The organism is Polaribacter batillariae (assembly GCF_017498485.1).
In the GTDB taxonomy this organism is placed as follows: domain Bacteria; phylum Bacteroidota; class Bacteroidia; order Flavobacteriales; family Flavobacteriaceae; genus Polaribacter; species Polaribacter batillariae.
This window is the reverse complement of record NZ_CP071795.1, coordinates 3,651,160-3,667,840: the sequence shown is the minus strand read 5'-3', so window position 1 is coordinate 3,667,840 and position 16,681 is coordinate 3,651,160. Positions and strand designations below refer to the sequence as shown.

At 26.8% G+C, this 16,681-nt stretch carries 18 protein-coding genes; 5 read left to right on the top strand and 13 right to left on the bottom strand.

Annotation, left to right across the window (positions count from 1 at the left end; all coding sequences use genetic code 11):
* Positions 1-77: 77 nt before the first annotated feature.
* From JL193_RS17315 to JL193_RS17585, 5 genes are all read left to right on the top strand, one after another.
* Positions 78-473 carry an alpha/beta fold hydrolase family protein gene (locus JL193_RS17315; protein ID WP_243456787.1) on the top strand — a complete coding sequence of 132 codons (396 nt, stop codon included), beginning with the start codon at positions 78-80 and terminating at the stop codon, positions 471-473.
* A gap of 2 nt (positions 474-475) precedes the next feature.
* Positions 476-1,060 (top strand): YheT family hydrolase, encoded by a 585-nt coding sequence (locus JL193_RS17310; protein ID WP_243456786.1) that lies wholly within the window; start codon positions 476-478, stop codon positions 1,058-1,060.
* A 70-nt stretch (positions 1,061-1,130) separates the two neighbouring features.
* Positions 1,131-2,309: a PorV/PorQ family protein gene (locus JL193_RS16145; RefSeq protein ID WP_207971747.1), complete on the top strand. Its 1,179-nt coding sequence runs from the start codon at positions 1,131-1,133 to the stop codon at positions 2,307-2,309.
* Positions 2,310-2,315: 6 nt separating this feature from the next.
* A complete protein-coding gene (locus JL193_RS16140) occupies positions 2,316-3,170 on the top strand; it encodes a lipoprotein N-acyltransferase Lnb domain-containing protein (RefSeq protein WP_243456785.1) in 855 nt (284 codons plus the stop codon).
* Between the two features lie 5 nt (positions 3,171-3,175).
* Positions 3,176-3,496, top strand: coding sequence for a hypothetical protein (locus JL193_RS17585; protein ID WP_437440093.1), 321 nt, complete (start codon positions 3,176-3,178; stop codon positions 3,494-3,496).
* Here JL193_RS17585 and JL193_RS16135 read toward each other — a convergent pair.
* From JL193_RS16135 to wecB, 13 genes are all read right to left on the bottom strand, one after another.
* The gene (locus tag JL193_RS16135; RefSeq protein ID WP_207971746.1) at positions 3,476-4,855 is read right to left on the bottom strand and encodes an exopolysaccharide biosynthesis polyprenyl glycosylphosphotransferase; all 1,380 of its coding nucleotides are present in this window, start codon (positions 4,853-4,855) and stop codon (positions 3,476-3,478) included. The two genes, JL193_RS17585 and JL193_RS16135, sit on opposite strands and share 21 nt — an antisense overlap.
* A 68-nt stretch (positions 4,856-4,923) precedes the next feature.
* Positions 4,924-5,670 (bottom strand): glycosyltransferase family 2 protein, encoded by a 747-nt coding sequence (locus JL193_RS16130; protein WP_207971745.1) that lies wholly within the window; start codon positions 5,668-5,670, stop codon positions 4,924-4,926.
* Entirely contained in the window at positions 5,667-6,641 is a 975-nt protein-coding gene (locus tag JL193_RS16125) for a phenylacetate--CoA ligase family protein (RefSeq protein WP_243456784.1), read from the bottom strand. The genes JL193_RS16130 and JL193_RS16125 overlap by 4 nt, the downstream gene beginning before the upstream one ends.
* Positions 6,605-6,958: a hypothetical protein gene (locus JL193_RS17305; RefSeq protein ID WP_243456783.1), complete on the bottom strand. Its 354-nt coding sequence runs from the start codon at positions 6,956-6,958 to the stop codon at positions 6,605-6,607. The genes JL193_RS16125 and JL193_RS17305 overlap by 37 nt, the downstream gene beginning before the upstream one ends.
* Positions 6,958-7,977: a glycosyltransferase family 4 protein gene (locus tag JL193_RS16120; RefSeq protein WP_207971744.1), complete on the bottom strand. Its 1,020-nt coding sequence runs from the start codon at positions 7,975-7,977 to the stop codon at positions 6,958-6,960. The genes JL193_RS17305 and JL193_RS16120 overlap by 1 nt, the downstream gene beginning before the upstream one ends.
* Positions 7,961-9,289 carry an O-antigen ligase family protein gene (locus JL193_RS16115; RefSeq protein ID WP_207971743.1) on the bottom strand — a complete coding sequence of 443 codons (1,329 nt, stop codon included), beginning with the start codon at positions 9,287-9,289 and terminating at the stop codon, positions 7,961-7,963. Before JL193_RS16115 ends, JL193_RS16120 begins: the two co-directional genes overlap by 17 nt.
* The gene (locus JL193_RS16110; protein ID WP_207971742.1) at positions 9,267-10,367 is read right to left on the bottom strand and encodes a glycosyltransferase family 4 protein; all 1,101 of its coding nucleotides are present in this window, start codon (positions 10,365-10,367) and stop codon (positions 9,267-9,269) included. The genes JL193_RS16115 and JL193_RS16110 overlap by 23 nt, the downstream gene beginning before the upstream one ends.
* The gene (locus JL193_RS16105) at positions 10,364-11,479 is read right to left on the bottom strand and encodes a glycosyltransferase (RefSeq protein WP_207971741.1); all 1,116 of its coding nucleotides are present in this window, start codon (positions 11,477-11,479) and stop codon (positions 10,364-10,366) included. Before JL193_RS16105 ends, JL193_RS16110 begins: the two co-directional genes overlap by 4 nt.
* Positions 11,479-12,024: a serine O-acetyltransferase gene (locus JL193_RS16100; RefSeq protein WP_207971740.1), complete on the bottom strand. Its 546-nt coding sequence runs from the start codon at positions 12,022-12,024 to the stop codon at positions 11,479-11,481. Before JL193_RS16100 ends, JL193_RS16105 begins: the two co-directional genes overlap by 1 nt.
* The gene (locus JL193_RS16095; protein ID WP_207971739.1) at positions 12,021-13,013 is read right to left on the bottom strand and encodes a glycosyltransferase family 2 protein; all 993 of its coding nucleotides are present in this window, start codon (positions 13,011-13,013) and stop codon (positions 12,021-12,023) included. The genes JL193_RS16100 and JL193_RS16095 overlap by 4 nt, the downstream gene beginning before the upstream one ends.
* A complete protein-coding gene (locus JL193_RS16090; RefSeq protein ID WP_207971738.1) occupies positions 13,003-14,148 on the bottom strand; it encodes a glycosyltransferase family 4 protein in 1,146 nt (381 codons plus the stop codon). The genes JL193_RS16095 and JL193_RS16090 overlap by 11 nt, the downstream gene beginning before the upstream one ends.
* Positions 14,139-15,533 carry a glycosyltransferase family protein gene (locus JL193_RS16085; protein WP_207971737.1) on the bottom strand — a complete coding sequence of 465 codons (1,395 nt, stop codon included), beginning with the start codon at positions 15,531-15,533 and terminating at the stop codon, positions 14,139-14,141. The genes JL193_RS16090 and JL193_RS16085 overlap by 10 nt, the downstream gene beginning before the upstream one ends.
* Positions 15,526-16,635 (bottom strand): non-hydrolyzing UDP-N-acetylglucosamine 2-epimerase, encoded by a 1,110-nt coding sequence (wecB, locus tag JL193_RS16080; RefSeq protein ID WP_207971736.1) that lies wholly within the window; start codon positions 16,633-16,635, stop codon positions 15,526-15,528. The genes JL193_RS16085 and wecB overlap by 8 nt, the downstream gene beginning before the upstream one ends.
* Between the last annotated feature and the right edge of the window lie 46 nt (positions 16,636-16,681).

Sequence of the window (16,681 nt, the reverse complement as noted above, 5' to 3'; positions counted from 1 at the left end):
AAGAAATCATAATTTGGTGGTTTTCTAAAAATCCTATTTTTTTGTGTATTTTTAAAAAATTAATCAACAATATGTAAATGCCAATATTCAATTCGGACTTCTCTCCTACTTTACCTTTTAAAAACGGACATTTTAATACTATGTACAGACCACTTTTTATGAAAGATGTTTGTAGTTATAAAAGAAAAAGAATTACAACTTGGGATAACGATTTTATAGATTTAGATTTTTCTCTAGTGGGTTCTAAAACCTTGGTTTTATTAATACATGGTTTAGAAGGAAGTGCTGAGTCTAAATACATGATCTCTACAACAAAATACTTAAATTCAAGAAAATTAGATACGGTTTGTTTTAATTTACGAGGTTGCAGTGGAGAAGATAATTTGCTACTAGCCACCTATCATAGTGGAAAAACAGAAGATGTTGCATTTGTGGTTAATTACCTTTTAGAAAACTACAATTATAAAATATAGTATTGGTTGGTTTTAGTTTAGGCGGAAATTTAGTATTGAAATATTTAGGGGAAAACAATAAAAATTTACCTTCAGAAATAAAAGGAGGCATTGCCACATCTGTTCCTGTTGATATTGCTTCCGCAGAAATAGAAATGGAAAAGTTAAAGAATAAATTGTATCTAGAAATATTCTTTAAAACCATGAAAAACAAAATTTTAGAAAAAGCGCATAAATTTCCAGAATATCAATTAGATAAAGACAAATTATTTAAAGCAACAAAATTTAAGCATTTAGAATATTTATATACAGTACCCGTTTTTGGTTTTAAAAATCCAGAAGATTATTGGGAAAAAGCGAGCTCTAAGCCATATTTACCTAAAATAGACAGACCTACTTTATTAATAAATGCTACAGATGATACTTTTTTATCGGCAGATTGTTATCCAAGAAAAGAAGCATTAAAAAATAACAATTTCTATTTAGAAATCCCCAAATATGGTGGCCATGTTGGTTTTATGTCGTCTTTTAATGCCGTAGAAAATACTTGGCTCGAAAAGCGAATTGGTAAATTTATAGAAGAAAACATTCGTATTGAACTCTGTTAAACAATATCTTTACAAAACAACGGTTATTTTAATAGTATTTTTAGATATTTGTGGAACTAAAATAGCACTTTTGAAAAATAGAATTTTACTCTTTTTCTTACTGATAACTTCACTTTTAAAGGCACAAGCATTTAGAAACTATTCCAACGAATTTTTAAATATTGGTGTAGATGCAAGTGCTTTAGGGATGAGTAAAAGTGTCGTTGCTACTGCGAACAACGTAAATGCAATTTACTGGAATCCAGCTGGTTTGGTTGGCATACAAGATTACCAAGGTTCTTTAATGCATGCGTCTTATTTTGCAGGCATTGCCAATTACAATCATGCTGCTTTTGCAATGCCAATTGATAAAGAAAGTGCTGTTGGAATTTCTTTAATTCGTTTTGGAGTAGATGATATTTTAAACACCACCGAATTAATTGACAGCCAGGGAAATATCGATTTTAATAGAATTAGCCTTTTTTCTGCTGCAGATTATGCCTTTAACATTGCCTATGCTCGAAATTTAATTTTTAAAGATGTAAAGTTTGGAGTAAATGCTAAAATTGTACGAAGAATTATTGGTGAATTTGCCAGTTCGTGGGGTTTTGGGTTTGATGCTGGAATTCAGTTTGAACGAAATAATTGGCAATTTGGGGTAATGGTTAGAGACATTACTACCACTTTTAATAGTTGGGCAATTAACGAGGAAGGATTTGATAAAATTAAAAATGCAAATTTTTTTGTTGATGAAGAAGGTATTCAGTTATTTGTTAATGAGGTAAATGGTGAAGAAATTCTAACTTATCAAAATAATGAACCATATTTAGATAAAAATGGAAAAACGGTTAGTCCTAATCAGAAATTACCCCAATCTACAGAAATTACAAAACCAAAATTACAAGTTGGGGTTGCTAGAGAATGGAGAATTGGACGTTTTTTTAATTTAGTATCGGAAGTAGATTTAAATGTTCGGTTTGCAAAAACGAACGATATTTTTTCTTCGAAAATTGCTAGTATAGATCCTGCAATGGGTTTTCAATTAGATTACGATAAAATTGTTTATTTGCGTGCTGGAGTTGGAAACTTCCAATACATTACTCAATTTGATAATTCTAAATCTTTGTCTTTACAGCCTAATTTTGGTGTGGGGTTTAACTATCGTGGAATTCAAATAGATTATGCACTTACAAATATTGGAAGTGTTGGAAACGCTCTTTATTCGAATATTTTTTCAATTACTTTCGATTACAATTTTCTAAGACCCTAGTTTTTTATGAATAAAAGAGTACTTCTTCTATTAATTTTAATTGTTTTTTCGAAGGTTTTTTATGCACAAGCAAAACTTTCTGTTTATTCTGAAGTTTCTATTGTAACTGCTGGGTCTGGAAGTGAATTGTATGAAGCGTTTGGCCACTCTGCAATTCGTGTTAAAGATCCTCTTTTAAAATTAGATATTATTTATAATTATGGTATTTTCGATTTTAACGCTCCTAATTTCTATAGCAATTTTGCACAAGGAAAAATGTATTATAAATTAGAAAGATACCCTTTTAAATACTTTTTAAGAAGTTATCAACTTGAAAAACGTTGGGTTAAACAGCAAGTTTTAAATTTAAATCAGGCAGAAAAACAAGCATTTTTTATGTATTTAGAAAACAATGCGCTTCCTAAAAATGCTACTTATTTATACGATCCTTTTTTTAATAATTGCGCAACCATTTTAAGAGACATCACAACATCAATATTAAAAGATAAAGTAAATTTTAACACAGCTTCTCTTGAAAATGGAAAAACCTTAAGAGAATTAATGAATGCTGAAATTACACACAATACTTGGGGTAATTTTGGTATCAACCTAATTGCAGGAACCATTTTAGATAAAAAAAGAACACCTTTAGAGTACATGTATTTACCAGATTATGTATTCAAAAATTTTAAAAATGCAACGATAGAAATCGAAGGAGCTCAAAAACCTTTCGTTAAAAAAGAAGAAACACTTTTAAACTATAAAGAAATTAAGAGTAAAACCTCATTTTTAAATCCGATTTTGGTTTTTAGCGCTTTTGCTATTTTGGTATTTTTTATTACTTATAAAGATATTAAAAAGAAAAAAGAACCAAAAGTTTAGATTTTATAACCTTTTTTATTACCGGTTTAATTGGCGTTATTTTAGCTTATTTATGGCTATTTTCTTCACATAAAACTGCACCCAATAATTTTAATGTTTTGTGGGCTTTTGCACCTAATATAATTGTTGCTTTCTTTATTTTAAAAAAAGCTCCCAAAATTTGGCTTCAGCAATATGTATTAATTTTAATCGGTTTTATCTTGCTAGTTCCTGTTTTATGGATTTTAGGCATACAAGCTTTTCCTGTGGCAGTTGTTCCTCTATTATTTCTACTTTTAGGAAGATATGCATATCTTTACAAATACTTATTGCCCCCTAAAAAATAAAATTGTAGTTACTGTTTTAATAAGTATTTTAAAATCTAAGAAACCGTTTCTTTCTTTTATATAATACAAATCGTATCTCAGTTTTGTTTCTTGTTCTTCAATTGTATTTGCATAAGGGTAATTTACTTGTGCCCAACCTGTTAACCCTGGTCTTACCACATGACGAATTGCATAAAAAGGTATTTTTTCTTCTAAATCTTTTACAAATTCTGGTCTCTCTGGTCGTGGACCAATAATACTCATATCTCCTTTTAAAATATTTATAAACTGAGGAACTTCGTCTAACCTTGTATGTCTTAAAAATTTACCAAAAGTAGTAATTCTTGTATCGTTTTTTTCTGCCCAAATTGGTTTTCCGGATTCTGCATTTGTAACCATAGAACGCAGTTTAAAAATTTTAAAATGCTTTCCGTTTTTGCCAACTCTAATTTGAGAATAAAATAAAGATCCCCTATTTGCAAAAAGATTGCAAATAAGTATCATGGGAATTAAAAAAACAAACAATATAATACCCAAAATAGCCACAAGAACGTCTGTTACTCTTAATCCAAAAAGATACAGTCTATTTGTATTATTTTTACTAAAATTAATATGGTCGTAAAAGTTAGACCGTAAATATTCTTTGGGTACTCTTACAGTTACCTCTTCATAAAATTTACCAAAACTTACAATATTTACTCCTTTTTCGAATAAGTTAATTAAATCTAAGTTTAATATTTTAAGAATATTTGCAGACAATCCTTCTTTAGAAACAATTATTTCGTTTACATTTTCATCGATACCAAAGTCTTTTAAAGATTGTTTAGAAATATCGTAAAACCCTTTAATTCCTTCAATTTCTTTATCTGAAAAATACGCTTTTATATGATGAAAATTATCGTTATTGATTTGTTTTAGCATTCTAGATATTTTATCTGAATGCCCAACAAATACAACCGTTTTAAAATATTTTGGAGAAGAAATAGTAAGTATATAGGTAAATCTCCAAAGTATAACAGGAATGGTAAGTACCAAGAAAAAATAAACTATTTGAAGCCTGTTTGTGGGTAATGATGGAGAAAAATAAGGGGTAAAAATGTAAAATATAGTGGTTGCAAAAGTTGTTAATACAATGCTTCTAACAACTGCGTATCTATTGTTAGAAACATTTAAATTAAATAACTGAAATATTTCACCAAAAATTAAATAATAAATGGTTAATAACAATAACCAACCTACAATATTGGGCTTATTAAAACTGATGTAACTAAATTCTAAAAACTCCGTCGAAAAAAATATGCTTAGAGTTATTATAAAAACATCGATTATTCTTAAGAATAGCTTTCTCTCAGAAATATTTAAATAGTTTTTTTGAGACATTAATTATGTGTGAAAATTATTTAGATTACTTGAGGGATTAAGTTACAAAAGTAATATAAATTAAAGTATTAATATTTTTTAAATCCGTTATAGGACCATAAAAGCATAATATATATTGTTTTAAAAAAAGATAGTTTTTCTACTTTTCTATAAAAATACCATTGGTGTTTTATTAATTTCTTTTTATTTCTCGAGTGAGAATTCGCTCTAATACGATAAATTGCTAAGGTTTTTTTAATGCCATATGCATACTTTATTTTCTTTAAATACGTTAACCAAAGCCCCATATCTTGCCTATACATAACATTTGGCATATATTCTTTTCCTATTTTTTTGGTATCGATAAATGCGGTTAAACAGCTTATTGAATTTGTTTTAAGAATATCTGTATAAGTTACTCTGCTGGGTACAATAAAATCTGGATATTCTTCTTCTAAAGTTATTTCGTTACACCGTTTATAAGATGAAAATACAAAACCTTCTGTTTTTTTAACTTCTTTTATAGATATTTTTAAAAAATCTTTAAACCATAAATCATCACTATCTAAAAAAGCCAAGAATTGTCCAGAAGCATTTTTAATTGAGTTATTTCTGGCGTTGGCTGGCCCAGAGTTTGGTATTTTAAATACCTTTATTCTACTATCGGAAAGGGTAAATTTTTCGATTATTTTAAGTGAATTATCAGAAGAACCATCGTCTGTAATTAATAATTCCCAATTGTTGTAAGATTGATTTAGAACACTTTCTATGGTTTGTGCAATAAATTTTTCTGAATTATAACTAGGAGTAATTATAGATACTAATCCTTCTATCATTTTTTTACTTTTGAAATGAAATTTTTTAATTTTCCTTTATTTTCTTTAATAAATAAAGCATTATCGTTTATTAGAAATGCAATATCTTTATAAAAATATTGATCTATTTGATCTATAAGTTTTTGTTTAGAACTATTGTTTAAACTTTGTTCGATAAAAAATGTTAAAGAACCTTTTTCTTCTTGTACAACTTGATAATTTAATTTAATATTATATACTTTCGACAAATTTTTAAAAATATAATATAAATATAAACTTGGATAGACTTCTTTTTTTCCATAAATATTTTCACCAATTCTTCCAGTCACTTCCAAAATTATTCGATGCTGTAATCCACAAGAGCATTTTTGATTTTTAGGGGCTAATTTTATATAATCACCTAATTTATATCTAATTATAGGAAAAGAATTCATTTGTAAATTAGTCACTAGAATTTCGTTATCAACTTCTTCAACCAATACACCTTCCATATTTATATGCATTGCCCCAAATTTACATTCAAATGCAATAATGCCAGATTCTGTTGCCCCATATTCGCTTATTATCTTTTTACCAAAAGCTTGCTGAATTTCAGGTTGGTAAGCATCTAAAATTTTTTCTGAAGTCCCTTTTACTAATTTAATATTTTGCGGTTTAGGTAAATTTAATTTATTGATAAGAATGGCTGTTTGGTAAATCATTGAAGAATACCCATGAATATATGTTGCTTTTAAAGTTTTACGCGCAAATTTTTTTATTTCATTTTCTTTATATGTAAAAATTCTAAATCGATTTTGAAGAAAATCTAGAATTTTACTTTTAAATCGTTCTAATAAAGTAACATTTACACCCCAAAAATAACCATTTCTTTCCCAAGGTTTTACACCGTACCAAGAATAACCTCTTAAACTAGCAGCTCTATTAAAAGAGTCGGCTACTTCGTTTCTTTTAAATTTTAAAGACTCACCAGAAGTACCAGAAGTATTTGCCAAAAAACTTTACGAAACTTTATGTTTGTGTGGATGCCTTCTATATTGTTTAAAATCTCTTTTTTTTCTAAAATCGGAATTTTTTGAATGTCTTCTAAAGTTTTAATTTCAGAAATATCTAAATTATTTTTTTTAAATTTATTTTGATAGTAGGCAGAATAAAGATTGGCATCGTGCAATAATTTTTGAAGTTGTTTTAATTGATATTTTTCCAATTCTTTTAAACTCCACTTTTCTGATGCTTTTAAAAATAGGTATTGCTTTTTTAAAGATGGATTTCTAAAACGTTGCCCTAAAGTATAGATAATTTTACGAATCATTATTTTAAAATTTGTAACCATTTCGTTTTATTATGATTCCAACTAAAAGTTTCTACCTTTTTTCTTGCATTTCTACAAATTATTAAATTATCATTCTTTAACAATTTAATAATTGCTTCTACCATTAATTTTGGATTGTTTTTTCCTACTAAAAATGCATCTACTTTATCTTCTAATAAATATGGAATTCCTCCAACATTTGTAGTTACCACTGGCAACCCCAAAGCCATTGCTTCCATTACACTTACAGGAGTATTATCGAAATTTGTAGTATTTATAAAAATATCATAATCCACAGATACTTTATGCCATTCTTCTTTTAAAAGCACATTTGTAAATTCTACAGAATTATGTAAGTTGTATTTTTCAACTAACGATAAACAATTATTATAAGAATTATCTACAAACGGTCCTACCATACACAACTTTGCGTTGGGATATTCATTTTTCAATAAATATAAAACTTCAATCGCTAAAGTAGGGTTGTAAATTTCTTTAAATGCTCTTACCCATAATAATTTAGGTTGTAATTTTTCTCTTTTTTTAAATTCATACTGTTCAATTTCTATAATATTTGGTATAAAATCTACACGATATCCTTCATTTTCGAAAGCAACTTTTAAATAATTAGAAGGAGCTATATTTTTGTACGAATTTTTAAATATTAATTTTGATAAAAAGACATTTTTTTTAATTCTCGTAGGAAGATTTCCTCCATGAAGAATTGGAATGTATTTTATACTAAAAATCTTTGCTAATTGAGAAGTAATAAGTGCATAATAAAAATTTTTTGTGCTAAATGTATCTATTAAAATATAATCTACTTTATTTCTATACTTAATTACAGACAAGCACATGTCTAATAATCTAGAAAGTTTATTTAATTTACTAGAAGAAATATGTACACGATAACCCTCTATTTTTAAAAGGTTTACTAATACTGCTAATGTAGAGTTGTATTTTGTTTTAGCTGTTAAGTTATTGCCTATATATAAAATGGTTTTAAGTTTCTTCTTCATAATCTGTTATACGAATTAAACTTAGCGCATATATAAACCCTGGTAATGCAATTCTCATTGCAGAATGATTAATGGTTAAAAACCAAATTAAATAAAAAGAAATTATAAATGCTTTTTGAAAATAATCGCCTCTAAAAAAATTAAATAGAGGCACAATGCCTAAAATAAGAAGTAAGATTAGTCCTATAACTCCATGTTCTTCTAACAATCTACCAGCCTCGTTATGAGACGCTGCAGTAACAGCATCTAAATCTTTTTTTCTCTCGTATTTACCATTTCCTACACCTATTCCTAAAGGATTATCTAAAAAATTAGAAAACTGAATCTCTAAAATATCTAATCTACCTGTAGTAATATCTTTTTGAACACCTGCTTTATTTTTTCCTGTATATCTATTATCTAACATTCCTTTGGTAATATTAGAAGTGTACAACCAAACTGCAACCAAAAAAACAACCGCAATAGAAATGTACTTAAAAAATATTTTAAATGATATTTTCTTGTATAAAAAATAAAAGAAAATTAAAAACAAAATTGCAATTAAAGCTGTAATAATACCCCCTCTAGAAAATGTAAGCAATCCTCTAAAAATAAAGTAAATTAGAAAAACAGCATCTAAAAATAAATAGCCCGATAATTTCTCTTTTAATAAAATAAAAATAGTTAAAATAAAAATACCAAGACCTATAGCTGTAGCAACTTGGTTGGGACCAAAGCCGCCAGAGGTTTGAAAATTAGCTTCTCCACCAAAAACAATTTCACTTAAATCTGGAGTTCTAAAATACAGAAATGTAACCATAGAAAACAATGGCAATAACATAAAAAACAACGCATTTAATAGTTGTTCTCTTGTAATTGGTCTTTTATAAAAATACAATGCTGCAATACCCAATAAAACAGGACCACTTAAATTAAATACGATTGCTTTTCTTATGGATTCTCCTTCTGGTACTTTTGTAAAAACAATGCCCAATAATAACAATAAAATATAAAATACATACTGTACAGAAAAAACCTGTTTAAATTTGCCTTGAGAAATTCCTAAAACTAGAAAAATAATGATTGCGTATTTACCAGTTTCATAAAAAATAAAACCACCCAACATTCTTGTAAAAACCTCTACACCAACAATATAAGAACTAAACAAAAAAGCTTCTTCTTTTTCATTTGAAGAACTAAAAATTAAGATCGAGGGAATTAAAACCACGAGAAAACCATAAATTTTAGGAAACAAAGGCAACGTACCTAAATAACCAAAAACAATGTGAACACCAATAAAAAGTAATTTATTATTTAGTATTTTCTTTATCAAATTTTATATCATAAAGTGTTAATAATTTTTTTAAGAATAGATCTTCTGAAAAATTTTCTGTTATATTTCTATAATTTTCTATTCCCATCTTAATTCTAAGATCTTTAGACTTTGCTAATTTACAAAGTTTATTGCTTAATAATATTGAATCTGAGACTGGAACTAAAAAACCAGAAATATTATTTTTAATTACTTTATTACACTCGCCAACGTCAGTAGTAATAACGGGTAATTTTGCCAAGCCATACTCTAAAAGAGCTAAGGGTAAACCTTCAGAAACAGAAGACATTACTCCTATCGAAGCTTGATTCAATATATTTTTAATATCTAAACAAGATGAATAATAATAGACTTTATTAATTAAGTTAAGTTTGTTAATTAAATTAAAAACATTATTAGAATAATTATCATTAAAATTCTTACCAATTAAATGTAATGACCAATCAGAATATATACTACTAAATTTTTTGAAAGCATTTATTAAAGTAATATGATCTTTATCTGGTCTTAAGCCTGCTAAATGAACAATTCTTTTACCTTCAAATCCTTTTAAAAAAGTGGTGTTTTTCTGTTTTTTAAAAAAAGGATAGTTCCTTAAAAATACATTGTTTTTTGTGAAAAGTTTTTTTTGTGACCAAGACTCTAATTTTGAGCTAACATTAATTATTTTATCAAAAAATAAGGAAGAAACCTTTAAAGCAAATAACCTATACCCTTTTAAGGTTACAATCTTACCATAGTGATTATGCCATATTAACCTTAATTTAGGATTGGTTAATTTAACTAAAACTCCAATAAAATAAGAAGATCCATGGACATGAATGATGGTAATATTATTTTTTTTTATAAATTTATTTAGTCTGTAAATAGCCGATAAATCAATAGTAAATTTCTTTTCTAAAAATAAATACTTTACATTTTTACAAATATCATTTTTAAGTTTACCTTCTTTACGAGTAGCGCAAACATAGGATTTTACACCATTTTTAGATAATAGATTTGCAATATTTACAGAAAGTACTTCTGCGCCACCAGTATCTAAAGAATCTATAATTTGTAAAACTCCTAATTTGCTCATTCACTTAACAATTTTTGTATTTCTTGTTCAAATTTATCTAAAGTAAATTTTTGTGACCAATTTTGTGCTTTTAGTACCTTTTTTTTGTAAGTTTCTTCATTTTTTAAATAATTAATAATTATTTTAGAAAGTTCAATTTCATTAATATTTACATCTACAACATCTCCCCTAGTGCCATTTTGTAACATATAGTTTACACAAGAAACACTCGATGATATTGGCAAACATTTCCAGAACATTGCTTCTGCTACTACTTTTGGCCATCCTTCAGACTGCGAAATAAAAATTAAAAAATGAGCTTTTTGAAATGCTTTTTTTACCGTTTCTTTTGATTGATTGCCATGTAAAAAAATAGTGTTTTCTAAATTATTATTTTCTATATACTCTTTTATCGACGGAAACTCAACGCCATTTCCATACATGTATAAACGCACTTTATAATGAAGCTTTTTTAAATATTCTACCGTTTTAACGCTTAACATAGGCTTTTTACCTTTAGAAAAAGTGCCTACAAAAATAAAATTTATAGTTGATGAAAAATCTTTTTCTGGAATTTCTATGATATCTTCTTCAAGGTAGGAAGCTGTAAAAAATGGGATAATATTTTTTGATTGATTTCCCCAATTTCCATATACTAAAACCTTACAATTTCTTGTTAAAAAAGTGTTTGATAAAATCCATTTTTGAAGTTTATAAGTTAGTGGTTGTTTACTTTTAGGATCCCAATTACCTGCATATTTAACTGTTTTTGGTTTCTTAGGAAATAAAATTTGCACAAAACAGCCTAACAAACCCACGTTTCCTGGACATCTTAAATGAATGTGATCTGCCCATAACATTGCTTTGAAAATTACAAATAAATTTATTGGAAGAATAAAAAGGGTTTTTAAAATATTTGGTATTGAGTTTACAGAAAAAGTAACTAATTTAAATTTCTTAAAATCAAAATTAAAACTATCTATTAATAACTCTTTATTAAATTTATAAGGGCTACAAATGGCTGTATTACTATTTTTAGCCCAAATATTTATTTCTCTTACATAAGGTTCATAAGAAAAATATTGCTTATTTTTAAAAAGAGTTGGAGCATTTGAAACAATTAAAAACTTCATTAAATATAGTTTTTAGAATTGTTATTATTTATTTTTTTTGCAGGTACACCTAAAACAGTAGCCTCCTCTAGAATAGAATCTACAACTAAAGAACAAGCGCCTATAACTACATTATCTACAATTTTAATTTTACCAGCAATAACAGAATTTGCTCCAATATAAACATTATTTCCTATTTTAGGTACTCCTCTTTTTTCTCCTTTTCCACTCACTCCAATAGTTACACCTTGCGATATATTACAATTATTACCAATTATTGTACTTGGATGAATTATAATATGCCCAAAATGTCCAATATAGAAAGATTTTCCAATGGTTGCAGAATATGGAATAGATATGCCTGTAATAATTTCAATTATTTTTTGAATTGGAATATATAAAAAAAGAATTGTTTTTTTTATAATAAATGGTAGTTTAGACCTGTATATAAAATTAAATATTCTATAGTAAAATAAAGCCCACAAGCCCTGTGTAAAAAGCAAGAGTACAATTGTATTTTGTTTGCCATATCTTTTATATTTTTTAATATCTGCTATATATTTCATAATTTTAGATTTGGTTTTGAAAAAATTAAACTTATCAATCCATAAAACCTTCCAAAAGATTCTGTTAAAGCTTCCATTTTTTTTTGCGAATTAAAAACATTAAAAAATCTAATAACTAATAAAAGAATTGCTATAGAATTCCACTTAAATCTAGCTTTCAAACTGGGATTTTTGTATTTTATTCTCCAAACGTACCAACCATTTCTAACTACCATTTTACCGTATTTGAACTTATTGGGTCTTCCTTCTACGGAATGATGATGCTCTAATTTTGCAGCAGTATTTATATATAGTTTTCCAACTTTGGCTAATCTTAAAGAAAAATCTGCATCTTCGTACAACCCATAACCTTCAAAATAGTTAGAAAAAGAAAAATTTTTAAAAATTTTTCTTTTGTAAGACGAAACTCCTCCCATAATTAATTCAACAGGGTACGTTTTTCCACTTGGTGGTAGAAAACTTATAGAACGTCCGTTAGAAAATGTTGGCATAAAACCTGGTGCTGTGCTATCTAATAATTTAAGTTTTTTTCTCATTAAAAACCTAACACTTTCTTTTCTTGCCCAACCATCGTAATAAAATTCGTTAGACATTGTTTTTTCTTTCTGTATCCAATTTACTTCATTTGAAATATAGCCACCAACTGCCAAGGCTTCTGGATAAATCTTATAAGTTTCTAGTAAGTTTTTAAAGTATTCTTTTTCTAAAAGAATATCATCATCTAAAAAACAAACAATATCTATATTCGGTGCTATTTTTGATATTCCAAAATTTCTTTGTTTTGTTAACCCTCTATTTTCTTCTGAAACTTTGTAATAACTTAAGTTTTTAAAACTATTTTTTTTTAGTAAATCATTTGTATTATTATTTGTAGAACTATCTACTACAATAATTTCGTTAGGGTAAAAACTTTGTAATTGTACAGATTTTAATAAATTGAACAAAGCTTTTGGACGCATATATGTACAAATAATTAAGCTAAATTTCATTTAAAATCTTTTTATAATAGTTTAAATTTAGAATTACTTTTTCGTTGATATTAAAGGAACTTACAATTTTTTTTCTGGCATTTTGTCCCATAGCACTAGTGGTATTATTGTTCTTTAAAAGACGTATGGTTTTTTCTTTAAAATCATTAATATCATTAGGGTTTACTGTAAAACCTGTTTCTCCATCTATCATTAATTCTTTTGCCCAACCTATATTAGAAGTAATTATTTTTTTTTCTAAAGCCATCGCTTCTAACCATGCCATTGGAAAAGCTTCTGCAAAACTTGGTAATAGAATAACTTCTGCTTGATGTATTTCTTTTTTTAAACTCTCTTGTTGCATCGATTTCATGTAAGTAAAATTCTTTAAAGCTTTTTTAGAAAGTAGTTCTCTAAATAATTCTAGCGTAGATCTTTTTGTAAGAAAGTCTAAATTATCATTTCCTACAAGTTTTAAACTTACCTCATTATCAATTTCTACTATTTTATTAAAAGCTTCAGCAATTTTTAAAACCCCCTTTTTTCTAATAATTGTGCCAAAGTATAAAAGTGATTTTGGTTTTACTGAATTATGGTTCGGCTTAAAAAAACTTGTATCTATAGCATTATAAATAGTTTTAATATTGTTAGAAATATTAAATAACTCTTTTGTTTTTAACCCTACAAAATTACTTACAGCAACAATTTTTGTAGCTCCTAAAAGTGCTCTTTTTTCGAAAAACTTATTTTTAAATTTTACCTTTCTATTTTCTAAATCACAAAAATAGGTATCTGAGCCATGAAGCCTGATCACAAGAGGGCAGCTAAATTTCATAAAAGCAGTAAAACCTGTCCATTCAGGGGCTTCTAATATGTCTATCGACTTATTTTTAACCATACTGTTTACATATTTATTAAAGTACTTTCTATTACTCAACCAGGTAAAAAAAGGGATTTTCTTTTTTTGAACAAAATAAAAAGTTATACCATCTTCTTTAAAAACTTTATTCTCGTTTTGACTATAAATAAAGATTGAAACTGTGTTTTCTAACTTTATCAACTCTTCTGCAAGGTTTTTAGTAAAAGTACCTATACCTCCTATTTTACCTTTAAAATGTACTGAAGGATATTCTGGTGTTATAAATCCTATGTGCATATTATTTTATTAATTTCTAACCAGATTCTTTCTGAAGCTTTGTCTTGAGGGAAAGCCACTATTTTACAATACCATTTTTTTGTGAATTCTAAATCGATTTTTTTATTTAAAACATTTAATATGATAGTTTCCATATCTTTAGGAGAATCAACCCATAAAACAGCTTTTTTATTTGGCATAGATTGAAAGTGAATAAATTTGTAAATTTCTTTTATATGCCAATTTTTGTTTGATTTTTTAACGGTATTATAATTTAAAAATGCACAAGGTTTATTTTGAGCTACAAAATCAAATACCATAGAAGAACCTACATTTATTACCAATTCTGAAAAATGAACTGTATTTGCCAATAAAGTTAAATCTTCTGGTAAAGGCATTACTTGATTCCAACTATTGCCTAAGTTTTCCCATTTTGGGTCTATCAGTACAATTTCTTCTTTATATTTATGATATATTTCTAAGTGCCTATTCGTAAAATCTACAGGGCATTTTCTGTAAATAATACCTAAATTATGTCCTTTTTTATTTAATTTTCTTACTATTTTAGCTAAATCTTCCAGATAAAATTGATCATTAGGAGAAGTTGTAACATCATCACCAGAAAAACAAATATACTTTTTGTTAAGGTTTAAATTATACTCTTTAAAAAAAGCTTCTTTTGTTTTAAAAACTGTGTTGTAGTGACATTCAAATTGAGGTGTACCCGTTATAACAACTTGATTTTCTTTTACATCTGGATAATATTTTAATAATTCTAATTTCATAAATTTACTCCAAACAAAATAATAATCACTTTCTACCACCAAAGTTCCTTTGGGTAAATTATCCCAAGAAAAAATAAAAGTTATTGTAGGTATCTTTAAATCTTGCGCAGCTAGCAAAGGAGCAATAGCTGTTAATGGTCTTTGGTTTGTTAAAAATACAACAGCTGGTTTTTCTTGTTGTAATGTTGCTTTAAATTTTAAATAGTAAGCTGAGTTTCTTTCTAATTTATAAATTTTCTTTCTAATTTTTTGCAACCCTCTTGGAGTATTATAAAAAAAAATTAGAAAATTAACAATTAGTGTTTTTATAATAGATTTAATATTTTTTAAATTTGAAGGAAAAATATAGGAAAGATATACATTATTATTAAAATTTTTCTGATTTTGTTTTAGTTCTATATTAATTTTTGCTCTTTTGTATAGATCTGAAATTGCTCTAGGTTTTCCATGCACAATAGGAATTTCTTTGTAACCCAATTTTGTAACAGGAAACTTCGTATTGTTCCAATAGGTAATATCGAAATCTTGTGAATTCCCTTCTTTATAAAAGTTTCCAAAAGCAAAGTTTCTTAAACCAACTCCATCTGGTAATAGTATAAAAGCTTTTTTCTTTTTATTCACCTTTAATAAAATTTACAATTTTAGTTGCTGCTTTTCCATCTCCATAAGGGTTTTTATTACCTATCATTGTATTATATACCTCTTTATTATCTAGTAATAAAGTAGCTTCTTTAACGATTTTCTTTTTATTTGCACCTACCAATTTAACGGTCCCTTGATCTATTGCTTCTCGCCTTTCTGTAACTTCTCTTGTAACTAAAACAGGTTTTTTTAAAGATGGAGCTTCTTCTTGAACTCCTCCACTATCTGTAATAATTAAGTAAGATTTATTTAATAACCAAATAAAAGCTTCATAATCTAATGGACTTATTAAAAGTAAATTAGAAATATTACTTAATATTTTATAAACTGTTTCTTGAACATTTGGATTTAAATGAACCGGATAAATAATTTGTACATCTTCTCTAAAAGACAGTTCTTTTAAGGCAGCACAAAATTCAATAAAATTAGCTCCAAAATTTTCTCTTCTATGACCTGTTACAACAATAAGTTTTTTGTCTTTTAAAATAAAAGAGTTTAAACTCTTTATATCTTTTCTATTTTTATTGATGTTCTTTAAACCCCAAAATAGTGCATCTATTACTGTATTTCCAGTAATGTGTATTGTATTTTCACATATACCTTCATTCAATAAATTTTTTGCAGATTGTTTTGTTGGTGTAAAATGAATATCTGCCAATCTTCCAGTAATTTGTCTATTAATTTCTTCTGGAAAGGGAGAAAATTTATTATAAGTTCTTAAACCTGCTTCTACATGACCAATTTTTATACCTTTATGAAAAGATGCCAAAGCAACCATACTACTTGTTGTTGTATCACCGTGAATTAGTACTAAGTTTGGTTTAAAATCGTCTAAAACAGAATCTATTGAATTTAATATTCTTGCACTTAATTTATTTAAACTTTGATTCGTTTTCATTAAGTCTAAATCATAATCAGGTATAATTTTGAAGAAATCTAAAACCTGATCTAGCATTTCGCGATGTTGAGCAGTTACACAAACTTTAGTAGTAAATTCTTTCTGTTTAGACAATTCTTTTACCAAAGGAGCCATTTTAATGGCTTCTGGTCTTGTACCAAATACTATGAGTACTTTTTTCATTTTTATGATTTTCTAAAATTTTATTAAATATTATATAATAAAATTT